Origin of the sequence: Terrimesophilobacter mesophilus (assembly GCF_014200375.1) — a bacterium.
Taxonomy (GTDB): domain Bacteria; phylum Actinomycetota; class Actinomycetes; order Actinomycetales; family Microbacteriaceae; genus Terrimesophilobacter; species Terrimesophilobacter mesophilus.
This window is the reverse complement of the sequence record NZ_JACHBP010000001.1, coordinates 1,347,862-1,359,620: the sequence shown is the minus strand read 5'-3', so window position 1 is coordinate 1,359,620 and position 11,759 is coordinate 1,347,862. Positions and strand designations below refer to the sequence as shown.

Here is an 11,759-nt window from a genome sequence, read left to right as displayed (position 1 = left end):
ACCGGTTATTCACAGGGTTATCCACCGACTGTGCAGTGAGACCACCTTAGTTTGTCGAGGACGTGTGTGGACAACCCCTGTTTCAGACTGGGGAGAACCGGTGTCGGACTGATGCGTACAGTTTGACCCTGCGCCGTTAAGCCCGTACCTTTAATCAGTTGACTTCTGCCGATTAGGCACCTGCTTCCCGGGGCCCAGCGCTTGTATTGCTGATTGCCCAGTGGAGTTCACGACACTGTGGAGAAAAAGCGATGAGCAAGAGAACGTTCCAGCCGAACAACCGCCGCCGGGCCAAGGTTCACGGATTCCGACTTCGGATGCGCACCCGCGCTGGGCGCGCCATCCTGAGCGCACGCCGTCGCAAGGGCCGTTCCGAACTCTCCGCCTGAGTCGCGTGTGCTGGCGAGAGCGAATCGCCTGGTCACGCCAGCGGACTTCCGCACCACTCTTCGACGTGGCCGACGGGATTCACGCGAGACCATGGTCGTCAGTGTGGCGCCCTCGTCACCCGGTGATCCTGCGCGGTTCGGATTCGTCGTCACCAAGAAAGTGGGAAACGCTGTGATCCGCAACCTCGTACGACGGCGGCTGAAGGCCGTCGCCCGCGAGCTGGTGGATGGCGGAGTCCGCGGTATCGATGTCGTTGTGCGCCCGCTGCCAGCGTCGGTCGATGCCGGCTGGGCTGCTCTTCGTGATGAACTGAGATCGGTTGTGGAAGGAAGTGACGGGCGATGAAGGCAGTGGCGACCGTGCTCTTCCTTCTTCCGCGCAACGTCTGCATCGCCATCCTGCGCGTGTACCGCGTCGTGATCTCTCCCCTCTACGGGGATGTCTGCCGGTACTACCCGTCCTGCTCGCACTATGCCCTGCACGCCATCCAGCAGCACGGTGTCATGAAGGGCATCTGGCTCGGGTCGCGACGCATTGCGCGGTGCCACCCCTGGGCCGCCGGCGGTGTCGACGACGTTCCCCGCAATATCCGAACAACGTACGGTGTCACGCGAGCTGGTTTCGTGGTCCCGTCACAGGGAAAGGCCTGACGCCCGAATGGACTTCATCGGCACAATCCTCTGGCCCATCAAGTGGATCATCGAGGCGATTCTCGTCGCGTTCCACGGGGTCTTCACGAGCATCGGCATGGATAAGGATGCCGGCACCACCTGGGTGCTCTCGATCGTCGGGCTCGTGCTCGTCGTTCGCGCCGCGCTCATCCCGATCTTCGTGCGGCAGATCAAGAGCCAGCGTCGGATGCTCGAGGTCGCACCGCAGCTCAAGAAGATCCAGGACAAGTACAAGGGCAAGAAGGACCAGTTCTCCCGTGAGGCGATGTCACGCGAGACCATGGAGATGTATAAGAAGACGGGTACGAATCCGCTGAGCTCTTGCCTTCCGCTCCTGCTGCAGATGCCGATCTTCTTCGGGCTCTTCTCCGTGCTGCAGAATGCCCAGCACGAGGGAATCGGGGTCGGCCTCCTCAGCAAGGGGCTGTCGCACTCCTTCGGCGAGTCGGTCTTCTTCGGAGCACCGCTGAAGCTCGCGATCAGCACGGCGGATGGCAACGTCTCCGTCATCGTGATCGCCTCCGTCATGGTCGTGCTCATGACCGCGTCGCAGTTCATCACGCAGCTGCAGATCATGTCGAAGAACCAGTCGCCCGAGATGAAGGCGAGCCCGATGTACAAGCAGCAGCGGATGCTGCTCTACGTGCTCCCCTTCGTGTTCCTGTTCTCCGGCTTCACGTTCCCGCTCGGCGTCATGTTCTACTGGCTCGTCTCCAACATCTGGACGATGGCGCAGCAGTTCATCGTCATCCGGAACATGCCGACTCCCGGCAGCGAAGCGGCGCTGGCACGGGAAGCGCGCGTGGCCAAGAAGAACCAGCGGCGGGGAATCACCATCATCGAGGATGAGGCGCCCGAGGCAGAGCCGGAAGAACCCAAGACCACGCAGCGAGCGCAGCCGGTCAATCCGAAGAATCGCAAGAAGAAAAAGAAGAGGTAGCAGTTGTCCGAGCCCTCCCCCATCACGAACACTCCCGATGACGATGCCCTCGCGGGCGATGTCGACGCGAGCCCGGTCCTCGACGTGTCGATACCCGACGCGGACGATTCCCACGCTTCCGAGCACGAGTCCGGGCGCGACGTCCAGCGCTCGATCGAGCAACTGGAGGCCGAGGGCGACATCGCGGCCGACTACATCGAAGAGCTGCTCGACATCACCGATCTCGACGGGGACATCGACATCGACGCTCGTGACGGACGGGCGTACGTGTCCGTGAACTCGAGCAGCGATTCGAACCTTCGACTACTGTCGCGGCCCGACACGGTGACGGCCCTGCAGGAGCTGGCGCGCATCGCGGTGCAGACGAAGACGGGGAACTTCTCGCGCCTGATCCTGGACGTCGGAGGGTCCAGGGAGGCGCGCGAGGGAGAGCTCGCCAAGCTCGTCGAGCGGGCAGCGGAGCGGATCGAAGGCGGCGCCGCCTCGGTGGATCTGCCGCCGATGTCGTCGTACGAGCGCAAGCTGGTCCACGACCTGGTCGCCGCGAAGGGACTGGTCTCGGAGTCCGAGGGCGAGGGCAGGGACCGTCACACGGTCATCACGCGGTAGAGATGGCTCACCTGAACGCGCGCGAGCGTGGAGGGAAGGCCGCCTCTGCCCTTCCGGGCGAGGCCGGCGCCGCCGGCCGTCTCGATCGACGTTTCACGTGAAACATTAAGGCCACGTACTGATGATCGATTCGACGAGAGAACCCGAACCCGCCCTCGCGGCGACGCTCTTCGGAGATCGTATCGAGCCTGCGCGGGCCTACACCAGTGCGCTCGCGCGGAGGGGTGTCGAGCTGGGACTCATCGGCCCCATCGAGCTTCCCCGGCTGTGGACCAGACACATCATCAATTGCGTTCTGGTGGCCCCTCTTCTGTCCCCAGGTCGGGTGGCGGATGTCGGGAGTGGCGCTGGACTGCCGGGACTCGTCCTCGCGATCGCCAGGCCGGACGTCGAGTTCGTGCTCATCGAGCCGATGGAGCGCCGGGTCGAGTGGCTGGAGTCAGAGGTTCACGAGCTCGGTCTCATGAATGTGGAGGTCGTGCGTTCGAGAGCCGAGGATGCCACGGTGCTTCCGGCATTCGACCAGGTCACGGCGCGCGCAGTCAGCGCGCTGTCCAGGCTCATTCCGATCACCGCAGCGCTGGCTCGGTCGGGCGGAGAGCTCCTCCTGATGAAGGGGGAAGGGGTGGGTCGAGAGATCGACGCCGCCGAAAAGGCGGTCCGGAAGGCCAGGCTGTCGAACGTCGAAGTGGTCACGCTCGGCGCCGAGTTCGGCACGGAAGAGACCCGGGTGTTTCGGGCTACAGTGGACTGATCGTTTTTGTTGACGACATTGGCCATCGGCGCCGAACGCGACGCACCACCCGCATCCCATTGAGCGAGGTTTCACGTGAAACATCCTGACGAGGCGACCGACGTGGTCGACCCCGCGCTCTCGGATGACTCCGCACCACTCGCGCGCGAGATCGCCGACCTCACTCGCCGCCGCCGCGCGCTCTCGGCGCAGGTGCTTCCGCTCCCTCCGACGACGCGGGTCTTCACCGTGGCCAACCAGAAGGGCGGAGTCGGCAAGACGACGACGACCGTGAACCTGGCCGCTGCGCTCGCGGCCTCCGGCGCGCGGGTCCTCGTGATCGACCTCGACCCGCAGGGCAACGCATCCACGGCGCTCGGGGTAGAACACCGAGCCGAGACGCCGAGCGTCTACGACGTCATCATCAACGATGAGCCGATGGCGGGAGTCGTCCAGAGGAGCCCGGAGTTCGAGACGCTGTACTGCGCACCGGCGACTATTCACCTCGCCGGAGCGGAGATCGAGCTCGTTTCCCTCGTGGCGAGGGAGCAGCGGCTGCACACGGCGCTCGAGAAATACCTCGAGGAGTCCGCCGAGCCGTTCCACTACGTCTTCATCGACTGTCCGCCATCGCTCGGACTGCTCACGATCAACGCGTTCGTCGCCGCGACGGAAGTCCTCATCCCGATCCAGTGCGAGTACTACGCGCTCGAGGGTCTCAGCCAGCTGCTGTCCAACATCAGCCTCATCGAACGCCACCTGAATCCGAACCTCGCCGTCTCGACGATCCTCATGACGATGTACGACTCGCGCACGAATCTCGCCAACCAGGTCGTTGCGGATGTCAGGGAGCACTTCCCGAGGGAGGTCCTCGACGCTCTCATTCCGCGTTCCGTGCGCATCTCCGAGGCGCCGAGTTACGGGCAGAGCGTCATCAGCTACGACATGAATTCGACCGGGGCGCTCTCATATCGAGAGGCGGCCGCAGAGATCGCACACAGAGGAGTCCAGCACTGATGGCTGCAGCGAAGAGAACCGGACTCGGGCGAGGGATCGGCGCGCTGATCCCGACGGATGAAAGGTCCCCTCAGCGACCGGTCGACGTGTTCTTCCCGGCCGAGGGCAGCACCGGGCTGCTCGCGGTCCCGGGCGCGAGACTGGTCAACCTCTCGCCGGACGACATCGTGCCGAACGCTGTGCAGCCGAGGACCGACTTCTCCCGGGAGAAGCTCGATGAGCTCGTCGCCTCGATCCGCGAGGTCGGAGTACTGCAGCCGATCGTGGTCCGTCCGATCGCCGGGGAGGCCGGCGCGGTCGGAGCCGGTGCGGCGAAGTTCGAACTCATCATGGGCGAGCGCCGCCTGCGGGCGACGAAGGAGCTCGGGCTCTCCTCGATCCCTGCCGTCATCAAGAACACCGCCGACGACGCGATGCTGCGTGATGCGCTCCTGGAGAACCTGCACCGAGCCGACCTCAACCCTCTCGAGGAGGCGTCGGCCTACCAGCAGCTTCTGGCAGACTTCGGCATCACCCAGGAACAGCTCGCCACCAGGATCGGGCGGTCCCGTCCGCAGATCACCAACACCATTCGCCTGCTGAAGCTGCCGGCGTCTGTCCAGAAGCGGGTGGCGTCAGGCGTGCTGAGCGCCGGTCACGCGCGCGCCGTCCTTGCTGCAGGCGATGACGCCGCGATGGAGAAGCTCGCCGACAAGATCGTCAACGAGGATCTCACCGTCCGGGGTGCGGAGGCGGCGGCGGGGCTCGTTTCGGTGAAGCCGGCGCGACCCGCGCGCCCGACCAGGGGCAAGCGCCAGGCACAGCTCGACGAGATCGCGGAACGCCTCGGGGATCGGCTGAACACGCGCGTCAGGATCTCGCTCGGGGCGAGCAAGGGGACCATCGCGATCGATTTCGCGAGCATTTCCGATCTCAACCGGGTTCTCGGGGAACTCGGAGAGCACGGCTACTCCTGAGCGGCTTCACCCCCTGGCGAACGCGGCCTTCTCGGCGTCGATGACCGAGGCAAGCCTGCGGATGCCTTCGCGGATGAACTCGGGCGTCGGGTAGGAGAAGGAAAGCCGGATGTTGTTGCGGCCGTTCCCGTCGGCGAAGAACGCGGATCCAGGAGTGTAGGCGACGAGGTCGGCCACGGCACGAGGGAGCATCGCGCTGGCATCCAACGCCTCCGGGAGCGTCAGCCATACGTAGAAACCGCCATCTGGAATCGTCCAGTGAAGGTCGGGGAGGAACTCGGCGAGGGCGGCGAGGAGCGCATCCCTTCTCGCCTCGTACACGCCGCGGAAAGTCGCGATCTGGGCGCGCCAGTCGGCGGTGTCCAGGTACTCCGAGACGACGAGCTGGGTGAACGAGCTCGGCGACAGGACGGCCGCCTCGTTCGCTAAGATGAGTTTATCTCTGATATCGGAGGGAGCGAGAGCCCAGCCGACCCGAAGTCCGGGAGCGAGGGTCTTCGAGAAGGTCCCGAGGTAGACGATGCCATCGTCGATCGAGCGCAGCGCGTCCGGGGGCGGCGAACCAAAGTAGAGAAGGCCATACGGGTTGTCCTCGATCACGAGGATGCCGTTCTCCCGTGCGATCTGAAGGATCTCGCGGCGCCGATCCGCAGAGAGCGTCACGCCGGCCGGGTTGTTGAAGGTCGGGACGGTGTACAGGAGCTTCGGAACGCGTCCAGCCGCCGCCAGGGCAGCGATGCGCTCGCGGAGGGCGTCGGGAACCAGCCCGTGCTCATCCATGAGCACGTGGCTCACGTCGGCCTGGAACGAACGGAACACGACGAGCGCCGTGACATAGCTCGGCCCCTCGGCGAGCACGACGTCTCCGGGGTCGAGGAACAGCTTCGCGAGCAGTTCGAGGGCGTGCTGCGACCCCGTCGTGACCACGACATCCGCTGCGCGTCCCCGGATGCCCTCGAGCGCCATGACCTCGAGGATCTGTTCCCGAAGGGTCGGGTCACCCTGGCCGGACCCGTACTGGAGCGCCACCGGTCCGCGCTCGCGCAGGACCCGGTCGACCGAACCCGTCACGAGTTCGGTCGGGAGTGCGGAGACGAAGGGCATACCGCCGGCGAGAGAAACGACCTCGGGCCTGGAGGCGACGGCGAACAGGGCGCGCACCTCGGAGGCGCTCAGGCCGGCCGTGCGCGCCGCATAGCGACCCTTCCAGGGGTCGGGGTCGCTGTCTCCGATCGGGCGTCCAGCCATCCCTCAAGGATAAAGGGCATCGGCCGTGCCCTCTCGCCGCATCGACGAGGCCGCGACCTACTTGAGGAAGTCGGCGAGCTGCGCCTCGAGAGCCGGCTTCGGCATCGCACCGATGACGGTCTTGACGACCTCGCCGCCCTGGTACACCTTCATGGCCGGGATGGACGTGATCTGGTACTTCATCGCGACCTGCGGGTTCGCGTCGACGTCGACCTTGACGAGTCGGATCTTGTCCGGGTTCTCGGCCGCGATCTGGTCGAGGATGGGAGACACCGCGCGACACGGGCCGCACCAGTCCGCCCAGAAGTCCACGAGGACGGGGGTCGTCGACTGGAGCACCTCCTCGTCGAAGGTGGCATCGGTGACATCGGTGGCTGTTGACATGAGTGGTTCTCTCCTTGTTGTTCTGATGGTGGTTCAGGCCGGAACGGAAGCGGATTCCGCCGCCTTCGCCACGACCTCACGAGGAAGCGACGCGAGGTAGTGCTCCGCGTCGAGTGCGGCGACCGTACCGGATCCTGCGGCGGTGACCGCCTGGCGGTAGGTCGGGTCGAGCACGTCCCCCGCGGCGAAGACGCCGGGGATGTTCGTGCGGGATGTGCGTCCGTCGACCGCGATCGTCCCGTGCTCGGTCAGGGCGAGCTGCCCATGGACGAGGTGCACGCGCGGGTCGCTCCCGACGGCGATGAACAGCCCGTTGAGATCGAGCGTGGACTCGGTCCCGTCGACCGTGTCGCGCAGGACGATGTGGGAGACCAGTTCGTCCCCGTCGATCCTCTCGACGACCTTGTTGGTGAGGAATTCGATCTTCGGATTCTCCTTCGCACGATCGAGCATGATCTCGGATGCGCGGAAACTGTCGCTCCGGTGGATCACGTACACCTTCGAGGCGAACTTTGTGAGGAAGGTGGCCTCCTCCATGGCGGAATCGCCACCTCCGACGACGGCGATGACCTTCTCGCGGAAGAAGAACCCGTCACAGGTCGCACACCAGGAGACACCGTGACCGCTCAGTCGATCCTCACCCTCGATGCCGAGCTTGCGGTAGGCGGAACCGGTCGCGTAGATGACGGCGAGTGCCTCCTCGACGGCGCCGGAGCCGAGGGTGACCCGCTTGACGTCCCCCTCGAGCTCGAACTTCACGACATCGTCCAGCACGACCTCGGTGCCGAACCGCTCGGCCTGCTTCTGGAACAGGTCCATGAGTTCCGGCCCCTGGACTCCGTCGGGGAATCCGGGGTAGTTTTCGACATCCGTCGTGTTCATGAGCTCACCGCCCGCCGTGACAGAACTCGCGATGAGCAGGGGCGAGAGGTTGGCACGGGCCGCATAGATCGCGGCCGTGTATCCGGCCGGACCCGACCCGACGATGATGAGTTGGCGCACTGTTGGTGTCCCCTTTGCTGTTGCCACTGGCTACAACACATCCTATTCGGCGCCTATTCCTCAGCCCTCCGCGCGAACCGCCGCACGAGCGCCCGCTGCACGACGGAGAGTTCCGGGTTGCGGAACAGGAGCAGGAGACCCCCGTACACGGCGGCCATGACGGCGCCGATCGCCATGATCGACAGGAACGCCGCGAGCTGCCCCGACTGTGCGAAGCCGCCGGCGTTCAGCCCGCCGAGCAACAGCAGGACGACAAGGCCGGCGGCCGCGGCGACGACCGCCAGGCCGAGGTACTGGACGTGGCGTCTGACGACCCGAAGGCCGCCATGGCCGCCGAGCCTCCTGCGCACGAGCACGAGCGCGACGATCGCCTGGGAACCGCCGGCGACGCTCGTGGCGACGGCGATACCCACCGCGATCCATTCGCTGGGGAGGAGGATGCAGGCGAGCGAGCCGCCCGCGAAGATGACCGACTGCAGGAGCTGCAGGAAGAACGGCGTCCTCGTATCCCCGAGGGAGTAGAACACCCTCTGCACCACGAACAGCGCGCTGAACAGCACGAGACCGGGCAGGAATCCGAGGATGACGTTGCCCATCGCCTGAACATTGTCGAAACGCGATTCGAAGAAACGGGCGAACGGGTAGGCGACGACGGCGAGCGCGACCGTGGAGAACACCATGATCAACCCGATTCCGCGCAGTGACGCGGAGAGGTCGCTCCGCAGCGACAGCAGGTCGCTCCGCGCTGCGTGCCCGCTCATCCTCGTGAAGTAGGCGGTCGCGATGGAGACGGCCACGACGGAGTGCGGCAGCATGAAGATCAACCACGAGTACTGCAGCGCGGCGATCGATGCCGCCGTGCCGGAGGCGAGCGTCGCCACCTGGCTCTGCACGATCGCGGCGAGCTGCGTGACGATGATCATCCCGAACAGCCAGCCGGTGGCCTTTCCCGTCGTCGCAAGCCCGACTCCGCGCCACCGGAAATCCGGGCGATACCGCAGGCCGGCCCGCTTCCAGAATCCGACGACCACTATGGCCTGCGCGGCCACGCCGAGTGTCGCGGTGCCGGCGAGCAGCAGGATGCGGTCACCCGACCAGACGTCGACCATGCGGTTCTGCTGCGCATCACCGAACAGGATCATGAACACGACGATGCCCGCAATCGAGACGACGTTGTTGATGACGGGTGCCCAGGCGAACGGTCCGAAGACGTTCCGCGCATTGAGCGTCTCGCTCAGCAGGCTGTACAGGGCATAGAAGAAGACCTGAGGGAGGCACAGGTACGCGAACGTCGTGGCGAGCGCGAGCGTCTCCGGACTGAATCCCCGGCCGCTGTCGGAGGAATGCGAGTACAGCTCGACGAGCGCCGGCGCCGCGATGACGGCGATGATGGTGACCGTGGCGAAGACGAGGATACCGAGGGTGATGACCTTGTTGATGTAGGCGGCCCCGCCATCCGGATTCTTGCCCGCGCGCACGATCTGCGGCACGAGAACGGCGCTCAGCAGTCCACCGACGGTGAGCGCGTAGATGCTGTTCGGGAGTTGGTTCGCGATCGCGAACGCATCTGCGCTGGCACTCGCCACCTGCCCGATGGCGGCCGCGAGGACGACGACGCGGACGAACCCGAGGATCCGGGACACGATGGTTCCGGAGGCGAGCACGACGCTCGCCGCTCCGAGCCGTGAGGGTCGGATCTCATCGCCCGGCTCCGTCACGCCGTGCCCCCCTCGGTTTCAGGCAGGCTCGATTCGAGTCGTTGCGCGCGCGCCCTGCGTCGGCGAAGCACAGTGCGCCAGATGCCGGCGGCGAACAGGATGACGACGATGACGGCGAGAATGACGGTCAGGACGGCTTCCCAACCGGCCTGGACATTCAACACCACGTACGTCGGCATCGAGATCTGCGCGCCGGTCCCGCTCGACAGGCTCACCCTCGTGAGCACCTCCCCGTTGGCGATCGACTGCACAGGCACGGATGCCTTCGCCTGAGAGTTGGCTTCGATCGTCAGTTTGACGCGCGTGTTCAGGACATCGAGGATCGCCCGCTCGGGCTGGACGGTGACGTAGACCGTCACCGGCACATCCAGCTCATTACGGACGGCGATCGGAAGGTTGCCCTTTTCCTGGGGGAAATTTATGGTGCTGCTCTCGGGGATGTGCACCGAGGACCGCAGCGCATCGTTCTGCTGCAGGAACGCGTCCGCTGCGGACTCCCAGGATGCGGGGTCGGCGACCGTGGAGGACGAGAACAGCGAGAGCAGGGCCAGACGTTGCGGTCCGGTGATGAGAGCCGGGTCGTTGGCGACGGACGAGAAACTCGTCGTGTCCTGTTCGGATTCGAGCATGCGGGCGGAAAGAGCGACTCGGTCGGTACCCGGGTCGACACTCGCGAGCTTCGCCTTGGCTGCAGGGAGGGCCAGCGCTTCGCCGAGCGCCGTCGATGCGACCCAGGGAAGCGACTCGATGGCACTGAGGCTCGCACCGAGCCTGGTGGCGGATGACGCCGGGTACCGATCGAGGGCGGCGAACACGGTGGCGCCGGGGCTGTGCGCCGCCGTGACCGCGAGGACTCCCGCGAGCGAGGATGCGGCATGAGCCCACTCGCCCTCGTTCGTGGCTCCGGCGGCGTCGCCCAGCAGTTCTGACACCTCGGCATCCGAGACGGTGAGCGCGTGGGAGCCGATCGTCACGTTGGGAGACGAGACGGGCAACGCGGTCAGATTCGATGAGGGGACGATGGTCCGGGAATAGCCTCCCGCGGCGAGGAAATCGAGGTCCTTCTCCGTCACCGTCCCGGCCGGCCACGCGATCCCGTCGATCGCGGACGGCAGCGCGACGAGATCCTGGGCGGTGGGGATGCCTGTGGCCGGTGGCGCGGCAGGGTCGGTCGGTTGCGCGGTGCCGGAGGGCGGTTCGGGGAATCGCGACCCGTCGATGGGGAACGACAGGGGGACGAGCGGCGTACGGGCTCCGGCCTGTCGCTCGAGCACGGGGTCCGCGTCGGCGTACGGCAGCAGGAACAGGTCATTCGATGCCGACTCGAGTCTCAGCAGCCAGTCGCGCGCAGACTCGGATGCCGTGTCGCCGAGGAGCCTGATCGACGCGACGATCATCGGGTCGACTCCGATCGCCACCGGATGTTCCAGAGCGACGTCGAGCTCGCGGTAGAGCATCCCACCCGGTGCGGTCAGCGTCTCGAGCGTTGCAGCATCCAGAAGTCCTGTCGGGGTCGACGGCGCGACGATCGACGTCGCGATCGCGAGCTTCACCTGCGCCTCGGTGTCGGTGGGGACGCCGACGACCACACTCCTGGACGTGTCGAGGACGACCGAACCGGTCGAGAGGCGCACGGCGGCGGGAAACACCCCGATTCCTCCCCCGGGGAGTTTGACGGATGACGGGGGAACGCTCAGCGTGAACGACCTGACCTGGCCGGGAGCGAGCTCCCCGATCGCGAGCGTGGCGACGGCGGCTCCGAGCGACTGGTCGGCGTCTGAGTCGTCGGAGGCGAGCCAGTGCTCGACGCTCGCTCTTGTCGTGAGCGGAATGGTGGACAGGTACACGGTCGCCGTGCCGGCATCCATGGCCTGCTTGCTGGAATTCGTGATTGTGCCGGACACCCGGAGCGCTTGTCCCCGGTGCACGCCGGTGGGGTCGCTCGCCGCCGCCACGATCGTCACGCCACCATCATCGATCGGCGCCGGTGCGGCGGGCACGGCGGCCCCACCGACGGCGAGGCCGAGCGCAAGCAGGAATGGAATGAGTCTCATAGGTGGACGCCGGCCCTGGCGTTTCCCCGGACGGCTT

General features: G+C 66.0%; 13 protein-coding genes. 8 read left to right on the top strand and 5 right to left on the bottom strand.

Translation table 11 applies throughout. The features are described 5' to 3' along the window. Positions 1 to 251: 251 nt before the first annotated feature. From rpmH to BKA04_RS06755, 8 genes are all read left to right on the top strand, one after another. On the top strand, positions 252 to 389 hold the full coding sequence (gene rpmH, locus BKA04_RS06790; protein ID WP_098483823.1) for a 50S ribosomal protein L34: 138 nt from the start codon (positions 252 to 254) through the stop codon (positions 387 to 389). Positions 390 to 396: 7 nt separating this feature from the next. After that, a complete protein-coding gene (gene rnpA, locus BKA04_RS06785; RefSeq protein WP_104095735.1) occupies positions 397 to 735 on the top strand; it encodes a ribonuclease P protein component in 339 nt (112 codons plus the stop codon). Continuing rightward, a complete protein-coding gene (gene yidD, locus BKA04_RS06780) occupies positions 732 to 1,040 on the top strand; it encodes a membrane protein insertion efficiency factor YidD (RefSeq protein ID WP_104095734.1) in 309 nt (102 codons plus the stop codon). The genes rnpA and yidD overlap by 4 nt, the downstream gene beginning before the upstream one ends. Before the next feature lie 7 nt (positions 1,041 to 1,047). Beyond that, the gene (gene yidC, locus BKA04_RS06775; RefSeq protein ID WP_104095733.1) at positions 1,048 to 2,001 is read left to right on the top strand and encodes a membrane protein insertase YidC; all 954 of its coding nucleotides are present in this window, start codon (positions 1,048 to 1,050) and stop codon (positions 1,999 to 2,001) included. Between the two features lie 153 nt (positions 2,002 to 2,154). Next, entirely contained in the window at positions 2,155 to 2,610 is a 456-nt protein-coding gene (locus tag BKA04_RS06770; protein WP_232842067.1) for a Jag family protein, read from the top strand. A 121-nt stretch (positions 2,611 to 2,731) separates the two neighbouring features. Further along, positions 2,732 to 3,364, top strand: a complete 633-nt coding sequence (gene rsmG, locus BKA04_RS06765) for a 16S rRNA (guanine(527)-N(7))-methyltransferase RsmG (protein WP_104095732.1) — start codon at positions 2,732 to 2,734, stop codon at positions 3,362 to 3,364. Between the two features lie 75 nt (positions 3,365 to 3,439). Beyond that, positions 3,440 to 4,360 (top strand): ParA family protein, encoded by a 921-nt coding sequence (locus BKA04_RS06760; protein ID WP_104095731.1) that lies wholly within the window; start codon positions 3,440 to 3,442, stop codon positions 4,358 to 4,360. Further along, positions 4,360 to 5,316: a ParB/RepB/Spo0J family partition protein gene (locus BKA04_RS06755; RefSeq protein WP_104095730.1), complete on the top strand. Its 957-nt coding sequence runs from the start codon at positions 4,360 to 4,362 to the stop codon at positions 5,314 to 5,316. The genes BKA04_RS06760 and BKA04_RS06755 overlap by 1 nt, the downstream gene beginning before the upstream one ends. A 6-nt stretch (positions 5,317 to 5,322) precedes the next feature. Here BKA04_RS06755 and BKA04_RS06750 read toward each other — a convergent pair whose 3' ends face one another. Genes BKA04_RS06750 through BKA04_RS06730 form a run of 5 tightly spaced genes read right to left on the bottom strand, consistent with a single transcriptional unit; the run spans position 5,323 to position 11,722 of the window. Then, a complete protein-coding gene (locus tag BKA04_RS06750) occupies positions 5,323 to 6,564 on the bottom strand; it encodes an aminotransferase-like domain-containing protein (RefSeq protein ID WP_104095729.1) in 1,242 nt (413 codons plus the stop codon). A 57-nt stretch (positions 6,565 to 6,621) separates the two neighbouring features. After that, positions 6,622 to 6,948, bottom strand: coding sequence for a thioredoxin (trxA, locus tag BKA04_RS06745; protein WP_104095728.1), 327 nt, complete (start codon positions 6,946 to 6,948; stop codon positions 6,622 to 6,624). 33 nt (positions 6,949 to 6,981) lie between these two features. Continuing rightward, a complete protein-coding gene (trxB, locus tag BKA04_RS06740) occupies positions 6,982 to 7,950 on the bottom strand; it encodes a thioredoxin-disulfide reductase (protein WP_104095727.1) in 969 nt (322 codons plus the stop codon). Positions 7,951 to 8,003: 53 nt separating this feature from the next. Continuing rightward, on the bottom strand, positions 8,004 to 9,668 hold the full coding sequence (murJ, locus tag BKA04_RS06735) for a murein biosynthesis integral membrane protein MurJ (protein ID WP_104095726.1): 1,665 nt from the start codon (positions 9,666 to 9,668) through the stop codon (positions 8,004 to 8,006). After that, positions 9,665 to 11,722 (bottom strand): DUF6049 family protein, encoded by a 2,058-nt coding sequence (locus tag BKA04_RS06730; protein WP_104095725.1) that lies wholly within the window; start codon positions 11,720 to 11,722, stop codon positions 9,665 to 9,667. Before BKA04_RS06730 ends, murJ begins: the two co-directional genes overlap by 4 nt. Positions 11,723 to 11,759 lie beyond the last annotated feature (37 nt).

Coding starts and splice junctions, on each gene's coding strand:
- rpmH (WP_098483823.1), top strand. CDS start 252: ATGAGCAAGAGAACGTTCCAGCCGAACAACCGCCGCCGGGCCAAGGTT.
- yidD (WP_104095734.1), top strand. CDS start 732: ATGAAGGCAGTGGCGACCGTGCTCTTCCTTCTTCCGCGCAACGTCTGC.
- yidC (WP_104095733.1), top strand. CDS start 1,048: ATGGACTTCATCGGCACAATCCTCTGGCCCATCAAGTGGATCATCGAG.
- rsmG (WP_104095732.1), top strand. CDS start 2,732: ATGATCGATTCGACGAGAGAACCCGAACCCGCCCTCGCGGCGACGCTC.
- BKA04_RS06755 (WP_104095730.1), top strand. CDS start 4,360: ATGGCTGCAGCGAAGAGAACCGGACTCGGGCGAGGGATCGGCGCGCTG.
- BKA04_RS06750 (WP_104095729.1), bottom strand. CDS start 6,564: ATGGCTGGACGCCCGATCGGAGACAGCGACCCCGACCCCTGGAAGGGT.
- trxA (WP_104095728.1), bottom strand. CDS start 6,948: ATGTCAACAGCCACCGATGTCACCGATGCCACCTTCGACGAGGAGGTG.
- BKA04_RS06730 (WP_104095725.1), bottom strand. CDS start 11,722: ATGAGACTCATTCCATTCCTGCTTGCGCTCGGCCTCGCCGTCGGTGGG.